The following is a 23,804-nucleotide window of genomic DNA, read 5'->3' as shown; positions in this document are numbered from 1 at the left end:
ATGGAGCGGAACTGCGCGGAGGTCAGAGAATGCGCCGCCAGTTGATGCTGATCGCGATAGTCACGGGGCTTGTTGCGGCCTGCCGCCCGGGTGCTGATCCGGAACGCCCGCCTGGCGTGCCAGCCAGTGCGAGCTGGGCAGGTAATGTCGAGGGCGGTACGTGGATAGCCTGTGAAGCTGTGCCGTCGTTACCGAACCGCTATGCCTGCCGGACCTGGTTCGAGACCGGTGGCGCCATGATTGCCGAAGGGCAGTACCTGCTTCGGCACCGCCGCTGGAACCAGCAGGCGCTCCGCTCCGAGTACACCGAACCGGCGAGTAGCGAACTTCCCGGTTTCGATACCTTTGACGGTCGCTGGATCAGGCTCAAGGGGGATCATGTGCTGTTGCCGGACGGCGTGATCACTTACCCGGATGGCCCGGAGCACGGCAAGCGCCAGACTTACCGGCTCGGCGTAGAGACCGGCGCCGCAGAAGCATATTAGGGATGTCACGGGTTTGAGTCTTGATCGTTTTGTAAAATCCGAATCGATCGGCGGTATTGTTCTTGCCGGCGCTGCGCTGCTCGCGTTATCGGTCAGTAACTCGCCGCTGGCGGCATGGTACGAAGCATTCGTGAATCTGCCGGGCGAAGTGCGGATCGGCGGGGACTGGCTGGTGCTGGCCAAGCCGCTGGTAACCTGGGTCAACGACCTTTGGATGGCAGTGTTCTTCTTTCTCGTCGGCCTTGAAATCAAGCGTGAACTGGTTGACGGTGAACTTGCCTCCATCAAGCAGGCGATACTCCCCGCGGGTGCGGCGCTCGGTGGCATGGTCGTGCCGGCGCTGATCTACGTTGCAATCAATTACGGTGATGCCCTCGCGCTGCGGGGCTGGGCCATCCCGGCGGCAACTGATATCGCCTTTGCGCTGGCCATTCTGATGCTGCTGGGTTCACGTGTGCCGGCATCCCTGAAGCTGTTTCTGACGGCCGTCGCCATCATCGACGACCTCGGTGCGATTCTGGTGATTGCGCTGTTCTATACCGACAACCTTTCGGTGCCCATGTTGATCGTCGGTGGCGCAGGGTGCGCCGGCCTGATTCTGCTGAACCGTGCGCGCATCACGAGCATCTCCCCGTACCTGGTGATCGGCGTGCTGATCTGGGTCTGTGTGCTGAAATCAGGCGTGCACGCCACGCTGGCCGGGGTCATCACCGCGCTCGCGATACCGGCCTCGCGTCCGGATGGCAGTTCACCGCTGCTGGAAGCAGAGCATTCGCTGCAGCCATGGGTTGCGTTTGCAATCCTGCCGATGTTTGCATTCGTCAATGCCGGGGTATCGCTGACAGGGGTCTCGCCTGCCACATTGATCCAGCCGGTACCTTTGGGTATTGGTCTCGGGCTGACAGCTGGCAAGGCCATTGGCGTTTTTGGCGCTGCGTGGCTGCTCGTACGGTCCGGCTACGCACGTTATCCGGCCGATGCCAGCCGGCACCAGTTCTTCGCCGTGTGCGTGCTGTGCGGAATCGGCTTCACGATGAGCCTGTTCATCGGTTCGCTGGCCTTCGAGGACCTGGGTCCGGCCTATGAAAAGCAGCTGAAGATCGGTGTGCTTGCTGGCTCCATGCTGTCAGCGTTGATCGCAACCGTTCTGCTGCTGAAAAGCGGGTCGCGCAACCCGCAGGCAAACGGCGCTCAGACCGGTACTTCGTAAGGCAGATCGAGACGCTCGAGTTGTTGCGTCTCAGTGCTGTCCAGAAAAAACGGACCGGGCAGGTCGTCGACCGTGATGACGGCCAGCAGTTCACTGCCTTCGGGTGTCGAAGCCGCGCTTACGACCTGTCCAACGGTGCCGCGTGCGGCATGGACCGGCGTGCCGGGAAGCGGCGGGGCGCTGGCGGACGAGAAACGCAGCATGCGCCGCTTTATGCGCCCGAGATATTTCGTTCGTGCGATGATTTCCTGGCCGGTATAGCAACCCTTGCTGAAGCTGATTGCATTCAGCAGATCAAGGTTGATCATCTGCGGTATGAACTCACCGCTGGTAGTCGTGCCGATGGCGGGGATTCCGGCGCGGATGTCGGCGAGCAACCAGTTGTTGCGTGCCTGCTGACTGTCATCGACTGCGGCACCGGCCGGGCCGAGGAACAAGCGGCGCCTTTCGTCCTGTAGATATCGCAGCTGCTGGCCGGTGCCAGGTTCCATGTGGTTGCCTTCACCGTACTGTCCATACACCGCCAGCCCGGACACGGCGATCTGCGCCTTGGCCCGCAATACGTACATCTGCATACGCTTCAGCAGTGAGCCGGCGAGCGACTCCGGCACCAGCAGCGCCAGAGGTGCATCGGCGCTGGCACCCAGCGTGAACAGATGCCCGGCAAACAGCAGCCGGCCGCGGGCATCTGCCCATCCACTGAGCAGCGTGGAGTCAGGGCGCGCGAGGCCGACATCCTGCGTGAGCTGGCCCTGCAGGAACATGGCGCGCTCCGGACCGGAGACGGTGAGAATGCGCAGATCGTTCAGAGCAATGGTGTTGGACACAGAAAGCCTTGTGTATGAGCGGGTTGGCGTCTTGTCTGGTCTGGAGTAGCGAAGGTCATTCTGGCACAATTAATACGTGAACCAGTCTCGCGCAACGGATAACTCAGCAAAGACAGACGTTGCTCGCGGGCCGGATGTTTCGATACCGTCGCCTGAAGCCCCGCATCCTGAAGTCAGCCGGCCGCGTGAAACCGGCGGGCCGGCCGGACCTGAGCCTACCCGTTACGGTGACTGGGAGCGTGGCGGGCGCTGTATAGACTTCTGAGCGCGGTAGCGGTTCCGATGTCAGCATGACAGCGACGATTCGCGACGCCCTGGGCGTCGGGCGGAATGTTTTTTTGAGTGGAGAGTTCGATGAGCCAGGTTTCCAGACCCCTGTCCCCGCATCTGCAGGTGTATCGATGGGCGGTCAGCAACACCCTGTCCATCCTGCACCGGATGACGGGCCTTGCACTCTCCATCGGCGCAATCGCACTCGTTGGCTGGCTGCTCGCACTGGCGGCGGGTCAGGCCGGCTTTCTGCAGCTCAACGAGCTGTTCCGTGGCTTCATTGGCCAGTTTCTGCTGCTGGGCTGGAGCTTCGCTTTTTTTTATCACCTCTGTAATGGCATCCGTCATCTTGCATGGGATGTCGATCGCGGTTTTGACAAGCACTTCGCACGCAAATCCGGGCTTGTGGTCGTGTGCATCTCGGTGCTGCTCACGCTGGCTTTCTGGGCCGCCGCGCTGACCGGAGGTGCGGCATGAGCCTGAAGTCTCCACTGGGCAGCGCGCTCGGGCTGGGTTCTGCCAATTCCGGTACCGAGCATTTCTGGGGGCAGCGCCTGAGTGCCGTGGCGCTGGTGCCGCTCACGCTCTGGTTTGCCGTTGCACTGCTCGGCTTGCCTGGCCTCGACTACTATACGGTGAGTGCATGGGCCGCAGCGCCACTACACGCCATCCTGCTTGCGCTACTGGTTGTCGCGCTCGTCTACCACTCGGCGCTCGGCACACAGGTAGTCGCTGAAGACTATATCCATACGCCGGGGTCGCGCGTCGTGGTGCTCGCATTGTTGCGTCTCGCACATATCGCGCTTGCAGCAGCTGGCATCTTTTCAGTTTTCCTGATTGCCACGAGGGCCGGCGCATGAGCCAGGCTTATTCCTTTGTCGACCACACCTATGATGTGGTTGTGGTCGGTGCTGGCGGGGCCGGCCTGCGCGCAGCAGTCGGGCTCGCCGAGGCCGGGCTTTCCACAGCCTGTATCAGCAAGGTGTTCCCCACCCGCAGTCATACCGTTGCGGCACAGGGCGGTATCAGCGCTGCACTCGGCAACATGGGCGAAGACGACTGGCGCTGGCACATGTACGACACGGTGAAGGGATCTGACTGGCTTGGTGACCAGAACGCCATCGAATACATGTGCAAGGAGGCGCCAGCAGCCGTCATCGAACTCGAGCACTACGGCGTACCGTTTTCGCGCACCGATGACGGACGCATCTACCAGCGGCCCTTTGGCGGCATGACCACGCATTTCGGCAAGGGCACGGCGCAGCGTACCTGCGCTGCCGCTGACCGTACCGGCCATGCGATGCTGCACGCCCTGTACCAGCAGTCGCTGAAGCATCAGGCGACCTTCTTCATTGAGTTCTTCGCGCTCGACCTGATGATGGAAGGCGGCGAGTGCCGCGGTGTCATCGCGCTGGAGATGGCCACAGGCAAACTGCATCGCTTTCGTGCCCAGCGTACGATCCTCGCGACCGGCGGTTATGGCCGCGCCTTCTTCTCCTGTACTTCAGCGCACACCTGCACCGGCGATGGTAATGCGATGGTTTTGCGTGCCGGCCTGCCGCTTCAGGATATGGAGTTCGTGCAGTTCCATCCGACTGGAATCTACGGCGCTGGCTGTCTGATTACTGAAGGTGTGCGCGGCGAAGGCGGATATCTGACCAACTCGGCTGGCGACCGCTTCATGGAGCGTTATGCGCCGAATGCGAAGGATCTGGCTTCGCGCGACGTCGTCAGCCGCGCCATGACCATCGAAATCCGCGAAGGTCGTGGTGTGGGTCCGGACAAGGACCACATTCACCTGCACCTTGAGCATCTTGGACCCGAAGTCATTCACGAGCGGCTGCCGGGTATTGCCGAGACCGCACGTATCTTCGCCGGCGTCGACGTGACCCGCGAACCGATTCCCGTCTTGCCGACCGTGCACTACAACATGGGTGGTATACCCACCAACGTGCACGGCGAGGTCCTGACGCTGAAGGACGGCGGTGTGGAAGAGGTCGTGCCGGGGCTCATGGCCATCGGCGAAGCGGCCTGTGTGTCGGTGCATGGCGCAAACCGGCTGGGCTCAAATTCGCTGCTCGATCTGGTGGTGTTTGGCCGTTCCGTGGCCCAGCGCTGTGCTGAAACGGTGACGGCGGGCGCCCGTCAGCCGGCGCTGCCTGCGGAAGCATCCGAGGTGGCAGTGTCGCGACTCGACCGTCTGCGCAATGCCAATGGCCCGCGCGGCACGGCAGAGATCCGGCTCGACATGCAGCGCATCATGCAGTCACATGCGGCAGTATTCCGCACCGGCCAGTCGCTGCAGGAAGGCGTCGATGCGCTGCTCCAGTGCTTCCTGTCCTTTGCCGATGTACGTGTCAGCGACCGTAGCCTGGTCTGGAATACTGATCTGATGGAAACGCTTGAACTCGATAACCTGCTCAGCCAGGCGATGGTCACCATTACCGGTGCGGTCAATCGCCAGGAGAGCCGTGGCGCACATGCGCGCGAAGATTTCCCGGATCGCGACGACCAGCAGTGGATGAAACACACCCTTGCCTGGATCGACGGGCAGGGCGGAGTGCGGTTTGATTATCGCCCTGTAAAGCTGCAGACCCTCACCAACGAAGTGGAGACAGTCACGCCGAAGGCGCGGACGTATTAAACATGGCCGAGTTCACCCTGCCTGCCAATTCCAGAGTCACACCCGGCAAGAACTATCCGGCTGCGGAAGGCGCGACGCGTGTGCGCGATTTCAGGATATACCGGTATGACCCGGATACCGGACAAAATCCTCGCGTAGATACCTATTCAGTGGATCTTGGCCGTTGCGGCCCGATGGTTCTTGATGCGCTCATCAAGATCAAGAACGAGGTTGATCCCACGCTGACCTTTCGCCGCTCCTGCCGCGAGGGAATCTGCGGTTCCTGCGCGATGAATATCGATGGACTTAACACGCTGGCCTGCACGCAGGCGATCGAGGACATTCGCGGCGATGTGAAGATCTATCCGCTGCCGCATATGCCGGTCATCAAGGATCTGGTCCCTGACCTGACAAACTTTTATGCGCAGTACGCTTCGATCAAGCCCTGGCTGCAGACACAGACGCCGGCGCCGCCCGACAGCGAGCGCCTGCAGTCCAAGCAGGACCAGGAACTGATCAACAGCCCTTCCGCCTGCATCCTTTGCGCCTGCTGCTCGACAAGCTGTCCCAGCTACTGGTGGAACAGCGACCGCTATCTGGGTCCGGCCACGCTGCTGGCGGCCTATCGCTGGCTGGTGGATACGCGAGATGAGGCAACCGGTGAACGCCTCGATCATCTTGAAGATCCATTCCGGCTGTACCGCTGCCATACGATAATGAACTGCACAAACGCGTGCCCGAAAGATCTCAATCCGGCCAGGGCGATTGCCTCGATCAAGCGCATGCTGGTCGAACGTCGTCTGTGAATCCGGGGCAGCTGCGCTGGCGGTGCCGGCGCGGGATGCGCGAGCTTGACGTTCTCCTTCTGCGTTACCTCGATGAGACCTTTCCGCTGGCGCCGGAAGCTGATCGCAGGGCTTTCGAGCAACTGCTTTCCTGGCAGGATCCGGACATAGTCGACTTGCTGGCGGGTCGTGTGGGCAGTAAAGATCCGGGTCTGCGCCATGTGGTCAAACAACTTCTCATTCGGTCTCCGGATTGAACGGCACTGGTGTCTGCCGGCCGGTATTGTCGGGCTCACACTGGCTGCACTCCTGGCGGTCTGGCTGAGCCGGTTGTCCGCGGTCTGCGCGCTACCGCTTGCGACCCTGGCCTGCCTGCAGGGCTGGCGTGCGCTGCGCACCGGCGGTGGGGTTTCGGACATCCTCGTAGATGCCGCGGGCCGGATCTGGCAGGAAGCGCGTACTGACGCCGAACTGCAGCTCACGGGCCGGCCCTGGATAGCGCCTGGTGTCGCGACCGGCTTTCGGCTTGCCGATCGTGATGGGCTCACCTCATCGATCATCCTGTTCCGGTGGCAGCTATGCGCCGATACCTGGCGTCGACTGCTGGTTCGACTTCGAAGAAATTAATCTTCCTGCCTTGAGTTAGAATGAGTCTGACGCTGCATCGCGTTTGCAGTGTGTTTATATTCGGGATTCGGGATACGGATCACGCGTGGCGAACTTTCAGTTTTCATCAGGGTCTACACGACCGGTGAACTGACTATCGTCCGCGCTCCGTCACAGGACCAGCGGGCATGGCAGCAACCGACGGTGACCAGCTTCTCGTAGAGCGTGCCCAGGGTGGTGACCGGGGCGCATTCGACCTGCTGGTTCTCAAGTACCAACAGAAGATCGTCAAGCTCGTGATGCGTTTTGTGCATGACCCGACCGATGCGCTGGATGTTTCCCAGGAAGCCTTCATCAAGGCCTACCGGGCCTTGCCTTCGTTCCGTGGCGAGAGCGCCTTTTATACGTGGTTGTACCGAATTGCCATCAACGCCGCAAAGAACCATCTTGCCGCAGCCAAGCGCAGGCCGCCCGAACAGGAACTCGACAGCCAGGATCCGGATTACTACGCAAGTGATGCCCGTTTGCGTGACGAGGAATCGCCGGAGGGGCTCGTCATGCAGGAGCAGTTACGCCAGACCATCGCGCGGGCGATGGCTGGTCTGCCGGACGAACTGCGAACAGCGATCGTACTGCGGGAGATCGAAGGTTTGAGCTACGAAGAAATAGCACAGGCGATGGATTGTCCGGTCGGTACGGTTCGTTCACGGATATTTCGGGCGCGCGAAGCGATCGATGCCTGCATCCGGCCACTGGTCAACTGAAATGAGCAAGGTACCCGAAGCCATGCCGGATATCGTTGCTGAACAGTTGTCTGCATGGCTCGATGATGAGTTACCCGGTGCCGAGCTCGAGCTGCTGATGGCCCGGCTTGCCCAGAACACCCAACAGCGCAGCCGACTCGGACGATACGGGCTGATAGGCGCCACGCTGCGCGGTGGGTATCCCGTACCCGATGCACGACAGCTGAGTGATCGGGTGCGCCGTGCGCTGGAGGCTGATTTGCCGATTGCTGCGGACAGCTTGCCTGCAGCGACTGCCCCGGATCGTCGCTGGCAGGACAATATCGTGCCTTTTGCCGCAGCCGCAACCGTCTTGCTGACGCTCTTTGTGATGGCGACGCTCAGGAGTCCGGAGCCCGCACCAGTCGTGGCAATGCAGACGAACAGGGCGAGCATGTTCATCCCGGCGGCTGCCACTTCAGGACGTTGGCGTCAGCCGCAATTTGCGGATCGGACGCCGCTGTCGCGACAGCGTTTGACCGATTATCTGGTCTGGCACGGTGAATATACCGGTGCAATTGCAGTACAGGCGGCGGAGTCACGCATAGTCAACGATCGTGGCTACGCAGCCGCTGTGCGTACGCACTTTGAGTATCCGGTGAAATGACGCATTGGCCAGGCGGTACGCGACAGGCCTTGCTTTGTGCTGTTGGCGGCCTGGTGTGCGTACTCGGGTTCCCCGCGTGGGCTGACAGTGAACCGCAGAACTGGCTCGGGCGGATGGAGCACGCCCTCAGCAGTCTCAACTATGAAGGTACGCTGGTGCAGATGCATGGCGACGAGGCTTCCATCATGCATATCGTCCACCGTGTCGATGGTGGCGAAAGTGCCGAGCGTATTACGGCGATGGACGAGGTCGGTCGCGAGATCATTCGCCGGGGCGAGGAAGTCACCTGCATTTTTCCTGACCAGCGCACAGTGACCGTCGGCCGGCGCGGCAATGGCCAGAACGGCACCAGTCCCCTGCAGCAGCAGTTTCCGGACGATATCCGCTTCGACGACAATTACTACCGGTTTGCGATTGCGAGCGGCGGCCGGCTGGTCGGCCGGTTGACGTGGATGATCACGGTCAAGCCGATGGACCAGTTTCGTTATGGTTATCGGCTCTGGCTTGATCGCAGTACTGCCATGCCACTGAAGGTGCAGATTTCTGCCGAAGACGATTCTGTGGTCGAACAACTGCTGTTCTCGGAAATTTCACTGCCCGAGCAGATTCCTGCCGCGGCACTGGAACCGTCCGTCGGCACGGATGGATTTACATGGCGTCGTTCGGACATGCCTGCATCCCCGGGATCAACCGGTCCGGTGAGCGCCGTCGAGCCGGTCTGGCGCGCCGTATCGCTGCCGCCCGGCTTCTGGTTGCGTACGGTCCGTTCACTGCAGGTCGAGGGTGGAAACAGGCCGATGGAACACCTCGTCTATACGGACGGTATCGCCAGTGTATCGGTGTTCATCGAGGCTAATGTGCCCAACGCAGAGCAGGGGGAGGGGGTGTCGCGGATGGGCGCCGCCAATGCCTATACGGCGGTGACCGGGGGCCATCTCGTGACTGCCGTCGGCGAGGTTCCGGCGCGTACGGCGGAATTGATTGCCAGGTCGCTGCAGGTGACCGGGACCGCTCCCGTAGCCAAAGACCTGCGGCAATAGCCGTGCTCGAGTTGAGCTTGTACAGCCGTGACGGCTGCCATCTCTGTGAGTTCATGATGGAGGAGCTTGAGCGCCTGTATGGCACCCGGGTCTGTGTCAAGGTACTCGATGTGGACAGTCGGGATGACTGGCGGCAAATGTATGGCCTCAAGGTGCCGGTGCTGAGTCACCTGGATCAGGTTATCTGCTTCGGCCGGCTTGACCGGGCTGCGTTAAACGCAGTGCTGAACGGATAGATCGGCGTTTTCCCGGCTGTCTTTGCAGCGGGTGTCCGCACCCGTCATGTTAGGCTATGCGCTCTTTTGGAACGGGTCGGCGGTAGACGTGGATTTTGCACTTGTACTGGTATGTGCGACTGCCTTGACCGGCGTCGTCTGGGCCCTGGATGCAGTCTGGTTTCGTCGGCGGCGACTCGGCCGCTCACCTGAGGCAAAAGAGTCCCTGCTGGTCGAGTACTCCCGCTCCTTTTTTCCCGTTCTGCTCGTGGTGCTGGTCGTCCGGTCTTTTCTGTTCGAGCCGTTCCGGATTCCATCGAGTTCCATGATGCCGACCCTGCTGGTCGGCGATTTCATATTCGTCAACAAGTTTGCCTACGGGCTGCGGCTGCCGGTACTGAACAGCAAGATTCTCGATCTTGGTGCACCTCAACGCGGCGACGTCGTGGTATTCCGCCTGCCGTCTGACCCTTCCACGAACTACATCAAGCGCCTCGTCGGCCTGCCGGGCGATGCGGTGACTTATCTGCATGGCCAGGTATTCATCAATGGTCAGCCGGTACCGGTCAGCGTCATTGGCCCTTATCAGGGTGGCGACCAGGATGACTCTCTGCTGGGCGAGGAGAAGCTCGGTATGGTTGATCACAATGTGCTGTGGATGCCGGGCAGGGGCAGCCGGGAAGGGACGTTTATCGTGCCGCCAGGTCACTATTTCATGATGGGCGACAACCGGGACAACAGCCGCGACAGCCGCTATGAGGGTGTGGGCATGATTCCTGACGCCAATATCGCGGGCCACGCCGTGCGTATCTGGATGAACTGGGATTTTTCGCACATGCCGCGCTGGCAGCGTATAGGACAATCGATCCACTGAGCGCTTGTACCTACGGTTAACCAAAGGGGATGGACATGAAACACCGCCAGCAGGGAATGACTGCCATCGGCTTTATCGTTATCGCGAGTCTGGTTGCCATGATCGGTTACGGCGCCATACGGCTGATACCTGTCTATCTGACGCAGATGAAGATCGTGAAGCTGATGAAAGATCTCCAGGATGAGTACGATGGTGCCGGTCCAACGCCGACGAGGCTGATGACCGAAATAGGCAAGCGGCTCGATATCGATGCCGTCGATTATCCAAAGCGCCAGGATTTCATGATCAACAAGACCGATGACGGCTTTAGCGTCGTAGTCGACTATGAGGATGAAGTGCCATATCTGGGCAATCTGTACCTGACCGCCAAGTTCCGCAACAGCGTCGAGATCAGCAGATGAAGCAACCGGCCGACTGGGCCAAAGGCACACTCGGCTACCCGTTTCAGGATGTGCGCCTGCTCGGTCTGGCACTGACCCATCGGAGCGCTTCGGCAGCGCACAATGAGCGCCTTGAATTTCTCGGCGACGCTGTGCTTGGCATGGTGACGGCAGAAGTGCTCTATGCCACATACCCGACCGCAGACGAAGGCACGTTGAGCAGACTTCGTGCCAGGCTGGTACGACGCGAAACGCTGGAGGAAGTTGCTCGCAGCGTTGATCTCGGGCGGCATCTTCAGCTGGGCAGTGGTGAAACGCGTTCGGGTGGTCACCAGCGCGGTTCGATACTCGCGAATGCCCTGGAGGCCGTTATCGGCGCGGTGTTTCTCGATGGTGGCATGACGCCCGCCCGTGAGCTGGTGGTGCGGCTTCTCTCCAGTCACCTTGCAGGGCTTGCAGTGGATGAAGACCTGCGCGATCCCAAAACCCGCCTGCAGGAATTCCTGCAGGGTCAGGGTCAGGCGCTGCCCGTCTATACGGTCGAGCAGGTCAGCGGCTCGGCACACGACCAGCTCTTTGAAGTGGTGTGCCGGCTTGAGGCGCTGGGTCTGACGGTGCGCGGCAAAGGCTCGAGCCGCAGGATTGCCGAGCAGCAGGCGGCTGAGCAGGCGTTGCGTGAGGCGGGCCGGGATGGCTGAAGATTTCCGTACTGGTTTCGTCGCCGTGGTCGGGCGCCCGAATGTGGGCAAGTCCACACTGGTCAACGCCCTGGTCGGTCGCAAGATCAGCATCGTGACGCCGCGTGCACAGACCACCCGGCATGCGATCCTCGGCGTGCTGACGCGTACCGATGCGCAGCTGCTGTTCATCGACACACCGGGACTGCATACCCGCCAGCGCAACATGCTCAACAAGGCGATGAACAAGGCGGCGGACAGCGCAATCGCCGGGGCTGATCTGGTGATGTTCGTCGTCGAGGCCGGGGTCTGGCGGTCAGCAGACGATTACGTACTCGAGCATGTCCGTAAAGCCGGAATTCCTGCACTGCTGGTCGTCAACAAGATGGATTCGGTACGGCCGAAGTCAGCCTTGCTGCCTTATCTCGAGCAGTGTGCCGGCAAGGGCGAGTTCTGCGGCATCATTCCGGTTTCTGCGGCGCGTATCGATAACCTCGACCGCTTGACCGATCTTGCGGTGTCATTCCTGCCAGTCGGGCCGCCGCTGTACCCGCTGGATGCCAGTACCAATCGCAGCATGGAGTTCCGCATCGCCGAGATGGTCCGGGAAAAGCTGCTGCTCGCACTTCGTCAGGAAGTCCCCTACGGACTGGCTGTTGAGGTGCTGATGCTGGAACAGAAGCCGGGCGTGGTGCTCGCCGACGTTGCGATCTGGGCCGACCGCGATTCCCACAAGGGTATCGTGGTTGGCAAGGGCGGTGCGACGATCAAGGAAGTGGGTACCGCTGCGCGACTCGAGCTCGAGGCAATCTTTGGCAGCAAGTTTTATCTGGAGACCCACGTCAAGGTAAAGAGTAACTGGGCAGACAGTGCCCGGGCCTTGCAACAGTTCGGTTTTGAGACGGAAGCGTGAGCGCTGCGACAGCCGAGTTTGAAGCGGCCTTCATCCTGCATGCGAGGCCGTATCAGGAAACCAGCCAGATCCTTGAAGTGCTGGCCAATGAACATGGCCGCGTGGGCATGGTGGCCCGCGGTGCCCGCCGGCCGGCTTCGCGCTGGCGCAGCGTGCTGCAGCCTTTTCAGGCAGTACGGCTGTCCTGGGGTGGCAGGGGCTCGCTGCAGACGCTGCGTGCTGCCGAGGCAACATCACCCGAGGCGTCGCTGCAGGGTATGGCGCTCATGGGTGCTTACTACCTGAATGAGCTGATCCTCAATTTTGTCCGGCGTGGCGATCCGCATCCCGGGCTGTTCATGGCCTATGCACAGGCGCTTGATGAGCTGCGTCTGGGTGGTGATCCCGAGCCGGCCTTGCGTCGCTTCGAGCTGGGTCTCCTGGCGGAGGTCGGTTACGGCCTGAATCTTGACCACGATGTACTCAATGACGTCGCGCTGGATCCGCAGCGTAACTATGAGTACCGCATCGAGCATGGTCCGGTACCTGCGGAGGCCGGCCAGGGGGTCCTCGTCCTGTCCGGCCTCACGCTGCTTGCCATCAGCCGCGGTGAGCTGAGTGATCCCGGTGTACTGCAGTCAGCCAAGCGGCTGTTGCGCGGAGTTCTCGCGCACTATCTGGACGGGCGCACGCTGCGCACCCGTCAGGTGCTGGCTTCAATGCGCCGCACCCCTGTGGTGCCGCAGCCGTCATGAGCATGAGCCCGTCTGCCGCGATGCTCCTCGGTGTCAATGTCGATCACGTCGCGACCCTGCGCCAGGCGCGGGGTACATCGTATCCCGATCCCTGTGAGGCGGCTCTGATGGCAGAGCGGGCCGGTGCCGACAGCATTACCGTCCATCTGCGCGAGGATCGCCGGCATATCCAGGATGCCGACCTCGAGGTTCTGCAGGCGCAGCTGAAGACGCACATGAACCTGGAGCTGGCCGTCTCCGCGGAGATCATTGCGATTGCCTGTCGCATCCGTCCCTCCGACTGCTGCCTGGTTCCGGAGCGGCGCGCCGAGTTGACCACCGAGGGTGGTTTGGATGTGATCACGCATTTCGATGCCGTGGTGGCGGCCTGCCGGCGTCTTGCCGGGGAAGGAATCCGGGCCGGATTGTTCATCGATCCGGAGCTGCGGCAAATCGAGGCGGCAGCCCGCAGCGGTGCGCCGGTGATCGAACTGCACACGGGCGTCTATTCGGGCCTGCCGGATGGTGCGCAACGCGAAAAGGAACTGCAACGGCTGCGTGATGCAGCCCGCGCTGCCATCGCGGCCGGGCTTGAGGTGCACGCAGGGCATGGGCTCAACTATCACAATGTGGGGCCGGTTGCGGCGATACCCGAAATAACCGAACTCAATATCGGCCATGCGATCGTTGCCCAGGCGCTGTACTCCGGTATGTCGGCAGCGGTTGCGGAAATGAAGCAGCTGATCCGCATGGCGCGGTCGCCATGATTTTCGGTATTGGTACCGATATCCTGCGGATTGACCGGATTGCAGCCGCATACGCCCGGTATGGTGAGCGATTCGCGCAGCGTATCCTGATGCCGGAGGAGTTGCCCGGGTTCAGCAGCAGCGGCAATCCGGTGCGTTATCTGGCCATGCGCTTCGCGGCCAAGGAGGCTATCGTCAAGGCCCTGGGCACCGGTTTTGCCAACGGCATGTGGTTGCGTGATACGGGCATCGTGCCGGACGTGCGCGGCAAACCGGAGATCGTGTATTCGGTACGCGGACTGCAGGTCTGTGCAGAACTCGGTGCGGGCGATGGCCACGTTACCCTGTCTGATGAGGCAGGTCTGGTTGTCGCGGTCGCCGTATTGATGAAAGCCTGAGGCGATCATGAAGACGATGGTGTTTGATATCGAGACTGTGCCTGATGTGGAAACCGGCCGGCGCCTGTTCAACCTTGAAGGTTTGCCGGATGCGGAAGTTGCCAAGGCCATGACCTTTCATCGTCTGCAGGAGACCGGCTCGGATTTTCTGCCGCTGCACCTGCAGCGTGTCGTCGCCATCTCGGTGGTCTGGCGGCATCGCGATGGCCTCAAGGCCATGAGCCTCGGCACTGCAGAGAGCAGCGAGCAGGAACTGGTCACGCGTTTTTTTGAAGCCATCGAGCGACATACCCCGGAACTGGTGTCCTGGAACGGCAGCGGATTCGATCTGCCGGTCCTGCACTATCGCTCACTGCTGCACGGTGTACAGGCCCCGCGCTACTGGGAAACCGGCGACAACGAGCAGGCCTTCCGCTACAACAATTATCTGAGCCGCTTTCACTGGCGCCATGTCGATCTGATGGATGTCCTTTCGGCCTTTCAGGGCCGCTCGCGCGCCAGCCTGAATGACATCGCGACCATGCTGGGCCTGCCCGGCAAGCTGGGGTTTTCCGGCGACATGGTCTGGGATCATTATCAGCGCGGTGAAATTGAAGCGATTCGTGACTATTGCGAGACGGATGTGATGAACACCTGGCTGGTGTATCTCCGTTTCCAGTATCTGCGCGGGCAGCTTGATGCGCAGGGACTGGCAGAGGAGTACCAGCGGGTGCGTCGTCTGCTCGATGCTTCCGATGCGCCGCACTGGAAGGCCTTCGCCGAAGCCTGGGTGCAGACAGATTCCGCCGCTGTTACACAGCCGCCTGCCGGGGACTGATCGTCCTGTGGCCAGCATCGCACCGGCGGAAACCGCTGAAGTCCTGGATCTGACCCTCGAAGGTGCAGGGGTTGTCGCCTCGCCTGGAGGCAAGCGGGTGCTGGTGCCGGGTGCGCTGGCCGGTGAGCAGATCAGTTTCAGGCGTGAGCGGCGCCGGCGCAATTTCGACGAGGGTGTGCTGCTCGAGGTATTGCGTCCTTCGGCGCAGCGTGCGGTCCCGGCCTGCGAATATTTTTCCCGCTGTGGCGGCTGCTCGCTTCAGCATCTGGAACCGGCTGCACAGCTGGAGATGAAGCAGGCGGCCCTGCTCGACAGCCTGCAGCGGATCGGCCGGGTTGTGCCGGAACGGATACTGCCGCCCATCAGTGCTTCGGTATGGGGCTACCGTCGGCGGGCTCGGCTTGCCGTGCGTCACGTCGCGAAGAAGGGCCGTGTCCTCGTTGGTTTTCGTGAGCGCGACCAGCCGCGGGTTGTCGACATGCTGTCCTGTGAAACCATGCATCCGGTTGTGAGCTGCCTGTTGCCGGAGCTGTCGGTGCTGATCGGTGCGCTGTCGATCCGCGCGCGGCTGCCGCAGATCGAAGTAACGGTTGCGGACAATGCGACAGCGCTGGTCCTGCGGGTTCTGGATCCACCCGCAGCAGGAGACATGGCCCTGCTGCGCGAATTCGCAGCGACGCATGCGCTGAGAATTTACCTGCAGTCCGGGGGTCCCGATTCCGTAGCCCCGCTCGATCCGCTGCAGCCGGATGAGGAACTCTGCTACGCGATTCCCGGATACGGGCTTTCGCTGCGCTTCGGTCCGGCGGACTTCATTCAGGTACACGCGGAAGTCAATCTGCGCATGATTGACCAGGCCATTGCCCTGCTGGCCCCTGTCGCGACGGACAGGGTGCTCGATCTCTATTGCGGTATAGGCAATTTCACCCTGCCGCTGGCGAAGTGCGCCGCCGAAGTCACCGGCATCGAGGGTGCGAGACCTGCGCTGGAGCGTGCCCGGCAGAATGCGGCCGCTGCGGGGCTTGCCAATACCCGCTTCATTGAGGCTGATCTTGGCGGTGCGGGCGTGGAGGGTGCCTGGACCCGTCAGTCCTTTGAGCTGGTGTTGCTGGATCCACCCCGGACGGGTGCGGCAGAGCTGCTGCCTGCGCTGGCCGGGGTCGGCGCCCGGCGCATCGTTTATGTATCCTGCCATCCGGGGACGCTGGCCCGCGATGCGGGGCTGCTGGTTTCAGCGCATGGCTACCGGCTCGAGGCCGCCGGTGCGATGGACATGTTTCCCCAGACCAGCCATGTTGAATCCATGGCGCTCTTTGTGAAGAACTGATACTCATGGCTCACACTGGCAGTTCCGCGGTGACGATTGAAATCAGCCTCAGGCGCCAGCGGCTGAGCCTGCGTGAGGCGGGCCGTGATCTGGCGACTTATCCTGTTTCCACATCGCGTTACGGGCCGGGAGAGCAGAGTGGCAGCCTGTGTACGCCGCGCGGTCGTCACGTGATCCGCGCGAAGATCGGTGCGGGCCTGCCTGCCGGGGCTGTATTGGAAGGCCGACGTCCCACGGGCGAGATCTGCAGCCCGGCCCTGATCGCGGCACACCCGGAACGTGACTGGATACTGACACGTATCCTGTGGCTGTCCGGATGCGAGCCCGGACGCAACCGCCTTGGATCGGTAGATACCATGCGCCGTTACATCTATATCCACGGCACGCCTGACAGTGAAGTCATGGGCGTGCCCTTCTCGCACGGCTGCATCAGAATGCGCAATGCAGATGTGATGGAATTGTTTTCCACCGTGAAGACCGGAACACCGGTCGATATTGTCCCATGACGCTTGGTCCACTGATGCTCGACGTGGAGGGTCACGCCCTGTCTGCTGCCGAGTGTGATCGGCTGCGTAATCCGCTGGTAGGCGGCGTGATTCTCTTCAGCCGGAATTACGCAGATCCAAACCAGTTACGTGAGCTGGTGGCCGAGATCCGCGCCCTGCGGATGCCGCCACTGCTCATTGCCGTGGACCAGGAAGGTGGACGGATTCAGCGTTTTCGTGACGGCTTCTATGCGCTGCCCTCCCTGCGCTGGCTGGGCCACCAGTACGATCTGGATGCCGCCGAGGGTCGCCGGCTCGCCTGGCAATGTGGCTGGCTGATGGCCGCCGAAGTCCTCGAGTCGGGCGTCGATTTCAGTTTTTCGCCGGTGGTCGATCTCGATTACGGATTGAGCGAAGTGATCGGCGACCGGTCGTTTCACCGTGATCCCGAGATCGTCGCCACGCTGGCTGTCTCGTGGCTGCAGGGCATGCACAAGGCGGGAATGATCGGTGTCGCCAAGCATTTTCCGGGGCATGGCCATGTCGTTGCTGATTCGCATCTGGATCTGCCGGTCGATCACCGAACGCTCCCGGAACTCTATGACGACCTGCTGCCCTATGAGCGGCTGCTGAGCCACGGGCTGAATGCAGTGATGGTCGCTCATGTCCGTTATCCACGTGTCGACGCCGAGGTCGCGAGCCTGTCGCCATACTGGCTTCGGACCGCACTGCGCCGTGACCTGGGTATGCATGGGGCCATCTTTACGGATGATCTCAGCATGCGGGCACTCGCCAGCGAGGGCGAGATGCCCGAGCGCGCGCGGCGTGCGCTCACCGCCGGCGCCGACATGACACTGATCTGCAATGATCCGGTAGCTGCTGATGCCACGCTGGAAGCCCTGCAGGGCTATATCGATCCTGCCGGACAGTCGCGGCTGGTAGCGCTGCGACGCAAGGCCGGCGCGCCGTTGCCTGGTGCCGGGTTGCGCGGATCGGCCGACTGGCGGCAGGCGGTGGCAAGTCTCGACAAGGCGCTGGCCCGACCGGGGCTTGCACTGAGCTGATGGTTCCGCCAGTCGCAGGGGCACGCCTGGTCGCCACGCCCGCAGAGGTTGAAGTGGCGTATCAGAGACTCGCGACAGCCATCCAGCCGGAGCTCGCGGCGGGTGACTGCGTATTGCTCGGCGTATTGCTGGGCGGTGTCGTGCCGCTGGTGCGGGTTGCGGGTTTGCTGCAGGGTGATCTGCTGATCGATGTCTGCCGTGTCGGCCGCTATGGTGATGCGACTCGCGGTGGAATTCCGCAGTGGATCAGTCCGCCCCAAGTCGTGATGCGGGATCAGCATGTCATTCTCATCGACGATATCTTTGACGAAGGGGTTACGCTGGATTTTGTCGCCGCCTGGTGCCGGCAGCAGGGCGCACGCCAGCTCAGCACGGCAGTGCTGGTCCGCAAGCGGCATGAGCGGGTCAGCAGCTCGCTGACACCGGATCATGTCGGACTGGAAGTCGGCGATGAGTATGTGTTTGGCTGCGGCATGGATTTTCGCGGACGCTGGCGACATCTGGATGCAATCTGGGGGTTGCCCGCATAGCCGGGCATGATTTCATGCGACTCGGGATCATCGCTGGATCAGGCACGGCATCGTTTCTGTCAGGCGGCCAGCTGGTCCGGCTGGCCGCTGGTCCATGGGGCGAATGCTCCGGGCCAGTCCGGCGCGTCGTCATTGCCGGTCATGAGGTCCTGCTGATGGCGCGGCATGGAGAGCCGGGGGCGCCAGCGATTGCGCCACATGTCGTGAACTACCGTGCGAATGTCTGGGCTTTCCGCGAGCTGGGCGTCGATCATCTGCTCGGAATCAATACAGTTGGCGGCATCTCTCACCATGCAGCGTGCGGTTCGCTGGTGTTGCCTGACCAGTTGATCGATTACAGCTGGGGGCGTGAGCACACCTATTGCGGTCGCACGGAATTCCCCCTGCAACATGTGGAGTTCACCATGCCGTTCAGCGCCCCACTGCGTGAACAGCTGTCAAGTGCTGCGCATCGGGCTGGTATCAGTCTGAGATCTGTTGGTACTTATGGAGTCACCCAGGGGCCACGGCTGGAGACGGCTGCCGAAATCGATCGCATGGAACGCGATGGCTGCGACCTGGTCGGGATGACCGCGATGCCTGAAGCAGGCCTTGCGCGCGAGCTGGGCATCTCCTATGCCATCTGCTGCGTGGTCGTGAACCAGGCTGCCGGGCGATCGCCATCCGGCGTCGGTATCCATACCGAAATCGCAGCGCATCTGGCAGCGGGTCTGAGCCAGGCCGAAGCGCTGGTGCAGGCCTTCCTGCGCGCCAACTGAGCAGCTAGCGATGGCGTCCGGATGGCGCGTGGTTGCACGTTGCGGTCCCGAGCGAGGAAAAACATCCTGTTTACCCTGTCCGGAGTGATGGTGTTCACAGAAGCGAAATTGCAGTCGACCTAAGATGCCCGTCACGGAGCTGTCAACTGCCAGGGTTGGCGACGGCGGGTTGATAGCCGGATTGTAGATATGTCATTTAACATATTGAAAAAATTGAATAAACATCTGCTAAGACAAGCGCTGGATGCGGTCGCCACGCCGGTACTGATCGTTGACGCTCAGTGCGATGACAAGCTGGTCGTCTACGCAAATCCTGCCGCAGGCCGGGCGCTGGGCCTGCAGGCCAGCGAACTGATCGCGCGGCCGGCATCCAACCTCAGCCTCGAACCCGCTACAGACGAGCGCTGGCAACTGCGGGCCAAAGACGGTTCAGCGCTCACATTGCATCAGGTGCCGTTGTACGCGCAGCCCGGCCAGGCCAGTTACTGGCTGCTGACCGGCGACCCGATAGAGCCGCCCGCTGTCCGGACTTCGGCGCGATCTACCGGCGTTGGCGGTCGAGCAACGGAAGTCCCGTCGCGGATCATTCGCGATGACCGTACCGACGTAACGACAGGCATTCCCGGCCGAACGGCGTTCCTCGAAGTCCAGTACCGCGACTGGCTCATAGCCAGGCAGGAACAAAAGCGGCTCAGCGTCATCGTATTCCGCATAAACGCCCTGGAGAGTTATCAGAAACTTTTCGGCCGTCATGCGACGGAGACCTGCCTGCGCCGGGTAGCGCATGCGATCAGCAATTCACTGCAGCGATCCACGGACTACACCGCGCGTGTGGGCAACGATCGCTTTGCGGTACTGATTTCCGGCGGGGCAGAAGACCGTATTGCACAGTTTGCCGAGCGAATCGCCCAGCGTGTCTGGGATCTCGCCATCCATCATCCACGGGCACAGCCCGCACGCTATGTAACCGTATCTTTTTCCCTGGCTTCGGAAATTCCGCCGGTCAGCGCCGAGGAACCGGGCCTGCTGGAGGATGCGGAGGCCCGCCTCACGCGTGGCCATGAGCCTGAAGAACAATGCAGCTCTTCGCTCGAAACGGGTTGATTCAAGGCCCTTCCTGATTAACGACGCTCCGTAACCGCATCTTTCCGTGCTGCAGGCTTTGTCGCCGGCTTCTCCCGGTTCTCCAGCATTTCCGCTACCAGTCGTTCCACAAAGCTGAAGCGCGCGTTGCTGTCTTCCAGTTCGGCCCGGAAACGCAGCTTCTGCTGCCGGTCGAGCCGGTAGGTCGCGAGTTCATCGCCCAACAGTTTCACCAGCCAGGCCGGGCTCACGGTTGTGGCCGACCCGAACTCCACGAAGCCGCCAGCCGGTCCTGCATCGAGCCGGCGTATTGCCAGCGGCTCGGCGCGCAGACGCAATGCCGTGAGACGGAAAAGGTTGCGCGTTGCTTCCGGCAGTGAGCCGAAGCGATCCACGAGTTCCACCTGCAGTTCGCGCAGGGCCTGATCCGAGCGGGCGCTGGCGATGCGCTTGTAATGCACCAGGCGCAGATGCACGTCTGGCAGGTAGTCATCCGGCAGCAGCGCCGGGAGATGCAGGTTGATCTCGACCGCCGGCGGCAGGGCGCTGTCCAGGCCCGGCTCCAGTCCGCTTTCCAGTGCCTTGATCGTGCGCATGAGCATGTCGTTGTAGAGCTCGAAACCTATTTCCTGGATCTGGCCGCTCTGTTCCTCGCCGAGCAGTTCGCCGGCACCGCGAATCTCCATGTCATGTGTGGCAAGCATGAAGCCGGAGCCCAGGTCTTCCAGTGCGGCAATCGCATCGAGTCGCTTGATGGCATCGGGTTTCAGGGCTTCCCGCGGTGGCGCAAGCAGATAGGCAAATGCCTGGTGATGGGACCGGCCGACCCGGCCGCGCAACTGATGCAGCTGGGCCAGACCAAAACGATCTGCACGGTTGATGATGATGGTGTTCGCCGAGGGTATGTCGATGCCGCTTTCGATGATGGCGGTGCAGACGAGGACATGAAAACGCCGGTGATTGAAGTCGAGCATGATCTGCTCGAGTTCCTGCTCACGCATCTGGCCATGGGCGACCTCGATGCGCGCTTCAGGAACTATCTCGGCAAGCGCAGCAGCGATCTTCTGGATGTCCTCGATGTGATTGTGCACGAAGTACACCTGGCCGCCGCGCTTCAGTTCGCGCAGGCAGGCCTCGCGGATCAGCGGCGCTTCCCAGCGGGTCACAAAGGTCTTGATGCTCAGGCGCGTTTCAGGCGGCGTTGTGATCAGCGACAGGTCCCGCAGCCGTCCCAGCGCCATGTTGAGCGTGCGAGGAATGGGCGTTGCCGTCAGTGTCAGCACATCGGCTTCGGTGCGCAGTGCCTTGAGCCGCTCCTTGTGCCTCACGCCGAAGCGATGTTCCTCATCGACGATGATCAGGCCAAGATTCCTGAAGCGCAGGTCGCCCTGCAGCAGCCGATGTGTGCCGATAACGATATCGACGCTGCCGGATTCGACGCCCTCGATGATCTTGCGGGTTTCCTGGGCCGAGCGGAATCGCGACAGCGCTTCCACCGTATATGGCCAGTCGGCGAAACGGTCGGCGAAATTCTGCTGGTGCTGCTGGGCGAGCAGCGTGGTCGGCACAAGTACCGCGACCTGTTTCCCGGACGAGACAGCGATGAAGGCGGCGCGCAGTGCCACTTCGGTCTTGCCAAAGCCCACATCGCCGCAGACCAGCCGGTCCATCGGGCTGTCGGAGCGCAGGTCCTTGATGACGGCTTCGATGGCAGTCGCCTGGTCTTCGGTCGGCTCAAAGGGAAAAGCAGCGGCGAATGCGGCATAGTCGTTCTGTATCTCCGCGCTGCGAATGCTCTTCCGTGCGGCACGTTGCGCATAGAGTTCGAGCAGTTCGGCCGCGACGTCGCGGATTTTCGCGGCAGCCTTGCGTCTGGCCTTGTCCCACTGGTCGCTGCCCAGGCGGTGCAGCGGCGCTTCTTCCGCGGAGCCACCCGTGTAGCGAGAAATCATGTGCAGGGAAGCCACGGGGACGTGCAGCAGGTCGCCGCCGGCGTATTCAACGGTCAGGAACTCGGTCGGCATCTCGTCGATGGTGATGGTCGTCAGGCCGCGATAACGTCCGACGCCGTGATCGACGTGCACGATCGGTGCGCCGACCAGCAGGTCGGTCAGGTCGCTGAGTATCTGCTCCGGATCACGGACCCGCCGCTGGCGCCGCCGGCTGCGCGTCCGTTCGCCGAACAGTTCGCGTTCGGTGATGACCGCAATGCCGGCACTCTCCAGCAGCAGCCCCTGTTCCAGTGGTGCGACAGCGAGCATGGCGGGCGCCGGACTGGCGAGGAAGGAAGACCAGCCCGCTGTCTCGGTTGCCGGAAGTTTTTCCTGGCGCAGGATGTCGGCCAGCATTTCCCGGCGCCCCGGTGACTCTGCGGCGAACAGCACGCGACCTGCAAATCCGCGCACAAACTCGCCCAGCTGGCGGGTTGGATGTTCCTGTCGCGCATTGATCTGCAGTGAAGGCAGGCTGGTAGCTGCCGCATCACTCCCACTCTCGATCACCAGCGATGGACCACATGCCAGCTGTGCCAGGTGTTCTTCCGGAGGTGCGTTGATCTCATGTGGCGCCAGCGCGGGCCGCTCGGAGTTTTCGCCCGCCTGCGCATGACGCTCGGCAATCTGCTGCCAGGCCGAGCCGAACAGTGTGCCGGGTTCGCCCAGCGAAACAGTCAGGCGTCCGGGCGGCAGGTAATCCCAGAGCAGGGCTGTTTCCTCGAAGAACAGCGGCAGATAGTTCTCGATACCGCCGGGCATGCGTCCTTCTGATACTTCACGATAGATGATCGACCGCGCCGGGTTGCCCTCGAATCGGCGCCGGTAGGCCTGGCGAAACTGCTTGATGGCTTCGGCGTCGACCGGCATTTCACGCGCCGGAAGCGTTTCCAGCGATTGAAGCACGGTGCCCGAGAGTTGGGAGTCGGGATCGAATTCACGCAGGCTTTCGATCTCGTCGTCCAGAAAATCGATACGGACCGGCTGCTCGGAGCCCATCGGATAGAAATCGAGCAGGGAGCCACGTACGGCGAAGTCGCCATGCTCCATGACCTGCGCGACACGCTGATAGCCAGCTGTCTCCAGCTGCAGGCGCAACTGCTCCGGCCGCAGCTTCTGGCCAGCTGCCAGCGAGATGCTGTAGCCGCTGATATAGCGCGTCGGTGCCAGCCGGGGCAGCAGCGTGGAGGCCGCTACGATCAAGGTATTGATCCGGCCCGCCGCGACATCGCGCAACACCATCAGCCGCCGCGAGGTGAGGTCCTGATGGGGGCTGAAGGTATCGTAGGGCAGTACTTCGGTGTCGGGAAATACAGCGAGGCCGGTTGCCGTGCCAAGAAAAAAACGCAGTTCGGCTTCAAGGCTCTCGGCGCGTGCAACGCTCGGCACGATGATCAGCCAGAAGTCGGCGGCCGTCGCGCGCAGGCTGGCGAGTCCGAGTGCTTCGCCGCAGCCAGGCAAGGCCGTCCAGTTCCGGCGGGTGCTGGCCCCGGTCGGCAGTGGCAGTGGCAGTGATAGCAGGCTGGAGTCGGCGGGTGCGCTGTTCATGTCGCGGCTGGCTGCTGGCAAGCTCGCGATTATCCCATAGCATGCGACCC

At 62.0% G+C, this 23,804-nt stretch carries 29 protein-coding genes; 27 read left to right on the top strand and 2 right to left on the bottom strand.

Annotation, left to right across the window (positions count from 1 at the left end):
* Positions 1-29 precede the first annotated feature (29 nt).
* Both H6979_03465 and nhaA read left to right on the top strand, forming a co-directional pair.
* On the top strand, positions 30-485 hold the full coding sequence (locus H6979_03465) for a hypothetical protein (GenBank protein MCP5138900.1): 456 nt from the start codon (positions 30-32) through the stop codon (positions 483-485).
* Positions 481-1,695, top strand: coding sequence for a Na+/H+ antiporter NhaA (gene nhaA / locus H6979_03460; GenBank protein ID MCP5138899.1), 1,215 nt, complete (start codon positions 481-483; stop codon positions 1,693-1,695). Before H6979_03465 ends, nhaA begins: the two co-directional genes overlap by 5 nt.
* On the opposite strand, the gene H6979_03455 is transcribed toward nhaA, so the two are convergent.
* On the bottom strand, positions 1,677-2,522 hold the full coding sequence (locus tag H6979_03455; GenBank protein ID MCP5138898.1) for a folate-binding protein YgfZ: 846 nt from the start codon (positions 2,520-2,522) through the stop codon (positions 1,677-1,679). The genes nhaA and H6979_03455 overlap by 19 nt on opposite strands.
* Positions 2,523-2,598: 76 nt before the next feature.
* On the opposite strand from H6979_03455, the gene H6979_03450 reads away from it, so the two are divergent.
* The 25 genes from H6979_03450 (at position 2,599) to H6979_03330 (ending at position 20,236) form a co-directional block, all read left to right on the top strand.
* Positions 2,599-2,787, top strand: coding sequence for a DUF1674 domain-containing protein (locus H6979_03450; protein ID MCP5138897.1), 189 nt, complete (start codon positions 2,599-2,601; stop codon positions 2,785-2,787).
* An 89-nt stretch (positions 2,788-2,876) separates the two neighbouring features.
* Entirely contained in the window at positions 2,877-3,269 is a 393-nt protein-coding gene (gene sdhC / locus H6979_03445) for a succinate dehydrogenase, cytochrome b556 subunit (GenBank protein ID MCP5138896.1), read from the top strand.
* Positions 3,266-3,652 carry a succinate dehydrogenase, hydrophobic membrane anchor protein gene (gene sdhD, locus H6979_03440; GenBank protein ID MCP5138895.1) on the top strand — a complete coding sequence of 129 codons (387 nt, stop codon included), beginning with the start codon at positions 3,266-3,268 and terminating at the stop codon, positions 3,650-3,652. The genes sdhC and sdhD overlap by 4 nt, the downstream gene beginning before the upstream one ends.
* Positions 3,649-5,436: a succinate dehydrogenase flavoprotein subunit gene (locus H6979_03435; GenBank protein ID MCP5138894.1), complete on the top strand. Its 1,788-nt coding sequence runs from the start codon at positions 3,649-3,651 to the stop codon at positions 5,434-5,436. Before sdhD ends, H6979_03435 begins: the two co-directional genes overlap by 4 nt.
* An 80-nt stretch (positions 5,437-5,516) precedes the next feature.
* Positions 5,517-6,221: a succinate dehydrogenase iron-sulfur subunit gene (locus H6979_03430; GenBank protein ID MCP5138893.1), complete on the top strand. Its 705-nt coding sequence runs from the start codon at positions 5,517-5,519 to the stop codon at positions 6,219-6,221.
* A 35-nt stretch (positions 6,222-6,256) separates the two neighbouring features.
* Positions 6,257-6,457, top strand: coding sequence for a succinate dehydrogenase assembly factor 2 (locus H6979_03425; protein ID MCP5138892.1), 201 nt, complete (start codon positions 6,257-6,259; stop codon positions 6,455-6,457).
* Positions 6,420-6,827, top strand: a complete 408-nt coding sequence (locus tag H6979_03420; protein ID MCP5138891.1) for a hypothetical protein — start codon at positions 6,420-6,422, stop codon at positions 6,825-6,827. The genes H6979_03425 and H6979_03420 overlap by 38 nt, the downstream gene beginning before the upstream one ends.
* A 167-nt stretch (positions 6,828-6,994) precedes the next feature.
* Positions 6,995-7,570 carry an RNA polymerase sigma factor RpoE gene (gene rpoE, locus H6979_03415; protein MCP5138890.1) on the top strand — a complete coding sequence of 192 codons (576 nt, stop codon included), beginning with the start codon at positions 6,995-6,997 and terminating at the stop codon, positions 7,568-7,570.
* A gap of 1 nt (position 7,571) precedes the next feature.
* Positions 7,572-8,195: a sigma-E factor negative regulatory protein gene (locus H6979_03410; GenBank protein MCP5138889.1), complete on the top strand. Its 624-nt coding sequence runs from the start codon at positions 7,572-7,574 to the stop codon at positions 8,193-8,195.
* Positions 8,192-9,235 (top strand): MucB/RseB C-terminal domain-containing protein, encoded by a 1,044-nt coding sequence (locus tag H6979_03405; protein ID MCP5138888.1) that lies wholly within the window; start codon positions 8,192-8,194, stop codon positions 9,233-9,235. The genes H6979_03410 and H6979_03405 overlap by 4 nt, the downstream gene beginning before the upstream one ends.
* Positions 9,236-9,252: 17 nt before the next feature.
* Positions 9,253-9,471 (top strand): glutaredoxin family protein, encoded by a 219-nt coding sequence (locus tag H6979_03400; GenBank protein MCP5138887.1) that lies wholly within the window; start codon positions 9,253-9,255, stop codon positions 9,469-9,471.
* A gap of 46 nt (positions 9,472-9,517) precedes the next feature.
* Positions 9,518-10,324: a signal peptidase I gene (lepB, locus tag H6979_03395; protein ID MCP5138886.1), complete on the top strand. Its 807-nt coding sequence runs from the start codon at positions 9,518-9,520 to the stop codon at positions 10,322-10,324.
* A 35-nt stretch (positions 10,325-10,359) separates the two neighbouring features.
* Positions 10,360-10,725, top strand: a complete 366-nt coding sequence (locus tag H6979_03390; protein ID MCP5138885.1) for a DUF4845 domain-containing protein — start codon at positions 10,360-10,362, stop codon at positions 10,723-10,725.
* Positions 10,722-11,402 (top strand): ribonuclease III, encoded by a 681-nt coding sequence (gene rnc / locus H6979_03385; protein ID MCP5138884.1) that lies wholly within the window; start codon positions 10,722-10,724, stop codon positions 11,400-11,402. Before H6979_03390 ends, rnc begins: the two co-directional genes overlap by 4 nt.
* A complete protein-coding gene (gene era, locus H6979_03380; GenBank protein MCP5138883.1) occupies positions 11,395-12,294 on the top strand; it encodes a GTPase Era in 900 nt (299 codons plus the stop codon). The genes rnc and era overlap by 8 nt, the downstream gene beginning before the upstream one ends.
* A complete protein-coding gene (recO, locus tag H6979_03375; protein MCP5138882.1) occupies positions 12,291-13,028 on the top strand; it encodes a DNA repair protein RecO in 738 nt (245 codons plus the stop codon). The genes era and recO overlap by 4 nt, the downstream gene beginning before the upstream one ends.
* Before the next feature lie 2 nt (positions 13,029-13,030).
* Positions 13,031-13,774: a pyridoxine 5'-phosphate synthase gene (gene pdxJ, locus H6979_03370; GenBank protein MCP5138881.1), complete on the top strand. Its 744-nt coding sequence runs from the start codon at positions 13,031-13,033 to the stop codon at positions 13,772-13,774.
* Complete coding sequence (locus tag H6979_03365) at positions 13,771-14,151, top strand: holo-ACP synthase (protein ID MCP5138880.1); 381 nt, start codon at positions 13,771-13,773, stop codon at positions 14,149-14,151. The genes pdxJ and H6979_03365 overlap by 4 nt, the downstream gene beginning before the upstream one ends.
* Before the next feature lie 7 nt (positions 14,152-14,158).
* Positions 14,159-14,968, top strand: a complete 810-nt coding sequence (locus H6979_03360) for a 3'-5' exonuclease (protein ID MCP5138879.1) — start codon at positions 14,159-14,161, stop codon at positions 14,966-14,968.
* The gene (gene rlmD, locus H6979_03355; protein ID MCP5138878.1) at positions 14,886-16,295 is read left to right on the top strand and encodes a 23S rRNA (uracil(1939)-C(5))-methyltransferase RlmD; all 1,410 of its coding nucleotides are present in this window, start codon (positions 14,886-14,888) and stop codon (positions 16,293-16,295) included. The genes H6979_03360 and rlmD overlap by 83 nt, the downstream gene beginning before the upstream one ends.
* Before the next feature lie 5 nt (positions 16,296-16,300).
* Entirely contained in the window at positions 16,301-16,801 is a 501-nt protein-coding gene (locus tag H6979_03350; GenBank protein MCP5138877.1) for a L,D-transpeptidase, read from the top strand.
* On the top strand, positions 16,798-17,844 hold the full coding sequence (gene nagZ / locus H6979_03345; protein MCP5138876.1) for a beta-N-acetylhexosaminidase: 1,047 nt from the start codon (positions 16,798-16,800) through the stop codon (positions 17,842-17,844). Before H6979_03350 ends, nagZ begins: the two co-directional genes overlap by 4 nt.
* Positions 17,844-18,374, top strand: coding sequence for a hypoxanthine-guanine phosphoribosyltransferase (locus H6979_03340; protein MCP5138875.1), 531 nt, complete (start codon positions 17,844-17,846; stop codon positions 18,372-18,374). Before nagZ ends, H6979_03340 begins: the two co-directional genes overlap by 1 nt.
* 14 nt (positions 18,375-18,388) lie before the next feature.
* Positions 18,389-19,132, top strand: coding sequence for an S-methyl-5'-thioinosine phosphorylase (locus tag H6979_03335; GenBank protein MCP5138874.1), 744 nt, complete (start codon positions 18,389-18,391; stop codon positions 19,130-19,132).
* 213 nt (positions 19,133-19,345) lie between these two features.
* Complete coding sequence (locus H6979_03330) at positions 19,346-20,236, top strand: diguanylate cyclase (GenBank protein MCP5138873.1); 891 nt, start codon at positions 19,346-19,348, stop codon at positions 20,234-20,236.
* 17 nt (positions 20,237-20,253) lie between these two features.
* Here the strand turns inward: H6979_03330 and mfd are convergent, their stop codons facing one another.
* Positions 20,254-23,727, bottom strand: a complete 3,474-nt coding sequence (gene mfd, locus H6979_03325) for a transcription-repair coupling factor (GenBank protein ID MCP5138872.1) — start codon at positions 23,725-23,727, stop codon at positions 20,254-20,256.
* Positions 23,728-23,804: the final 77 nt, after the last annotated feature.

It is taken from the genome of Chromatiales bacterium (assembly GCA_024234935.1).
In the GTDB taxonomy this organism is placed as follows: domain Bacteria; phylum Pseudomonadota; class Gammaproteobacteria; order Steroidobacterales.
Note: the sequence above shows the minus strand (reverse complement) of the source record. Positions and strands in the feature narration are given on the sequence as shown.

What these genes read in the sequence shown, in the direction of transcription:
- H6979_03465 (MCP5138900.1), top strand. Translation starts at nt 30, where the DNA reads ATGCGCCGCCAGTTGATGCTGATCGCGATAGTCACGGGGCTTGTTGCG.
- sdhC (MCP5138896.1), top strand. Translation starts at nt 2,877, where the DNA reads ATGAGCCAGGTTTCCAGACCCCTGTCCCCGCATCTGCAGGTGTATCGA.
- sdhD (MCP5138895.1), top strand. Translation starts at nt 3,266, where the DNA reads ATGAGCCTGAAGTCTCCACTGGGCAGCGCGCTCGGGCTGGGTTCTGCC.
- H6979_03435 (MCP5138894.1), top strand. Translation starts at nt 3,649, where the DNA reads ATGAGCCAGGCTTATTCCTTTGTCGACCACACCTATGATGTGGTTGTG.
- H6979_03425 (MCP5138892.1), top strand. Translation starts at nt 6,257, where the DNA reads ATGCGCGAGCTTGACGTTCTCCTTCTGCGTTACCTCGATGAGACCTTT.
- H6979_03420 (MCP5138891.1), top strand. Translation starts at nt 6,420, where the DNA reads ATGTGGTCAAACAACTTCTCATTCGGTCTCCGGATTGAACGGCACTGG.
- rpoE (MCP5138890.1), top strand. Translation starts at nt 6,995, where the DNA reads ATGGCAGCAACCGACGGTGACCAGCTTCTCGTAGAGCGTGCCCAGGGT.
- H6979_03410 (MCP5138889.1), top strand. Translation starts at nt 7,572, where the DNA reads ATGAGCAAGGTACCCGAAGCCATGCCGGATATCGTTGCTGAACAGTTG.
- H6979_03405 (MCP5138888.1), top strand. Translation starts at nt 8,192, where the DNA reads ATGACGCATTGGCCAGGCGGTACGCGACAGGCCTTGCTTTGTGCTGTT.
- lepB (MCP5138886.1), top strand. Translation starts at nt 9,518, where the DNA reads ATGTTAGGCTATGCGCTCTTTTGGAACGGGTCGGCGGTAGACGTGGAT.
- H6979_03390 (MCP5138885.1), top strand. Translation starts at nt 10,360, where the DNA reads ATGAAACACCGCCAGCAGGGAATGACTGCCATCGGCTTTATCGTTATC.
- rnc (MCP5138884.1), top strand. Translation starts at nt 10,722, where the DNA reads ATGAAGCAACCGGCCGACTGGGCCAAAGGCACACTCGGCTACCCGTTT.
- era (MCP5138883.1), top strand. Translation starts at nt 11,395, where the DNA reads ATGGCTGAAGATTTCCGTACTGGTTTCGTCGCCGTGGTCGGGCGCCCG.
- pdxJ (MCP5138881.1), top strand. Translation starts at nt 13,031, where the DNA reads ATGAGCCCGTCTGCCGCGATGCTCCTCGGTGTCAATGTCGATCACGTC.
- H6979_03365 (MCP5138880.1), top strand. Translation starts at nt 13,771, where the DNA reads ATGATTTTCGGTATTGGTACCGATATCCTGCGGATTGACCGGATTGCA.
- H6979_03360 (MCP5138879.1), top strand. Translation starts at nt 14,159, where the DNA reads ATGAAGACGATGGTGTTTGATATCGAGACTGTGCCTGATGTGGAAACC.
- rlmD (MCP5138878.1), top strand. Translation starts at nt 14,886, where the DNA reads ATGCGCCGCACTGGAAGGCCTTCGCCGAAGCCTGGGTGCAGACAGATT.
- H6979_03350 (MCP5138877.1), top strand. Translation starts at nt 16,301, where the DNA reads ATGGCTCACACTGGCAGTTCCGCGGTGACGATTGAAATCAGCCTCAGG.
- nagZ (MCP5138876.1), top strand. Translation starts at nt 16,798, where the DNA reads ATGACGCTTGGTCCACTGATGCTCGACGTGGAGGGTCACGCCCTGTCT.
- H6979_03340 (MCP5138875.1), top strand. Translation starts at nt 17,844, where the DNA reads ATGGTTCCGCCAGTCGCAGGGGCACGCCTGGTCGCCACGCCCGCAGAG.
- H6979_03335 (MCP5138874.1), top strand. Translation starts at nt 18,389, where the DNA reads ATGCGACTCGGGATCATCGCTGGATCAGGCACGGCATCGTTTCTGTCA.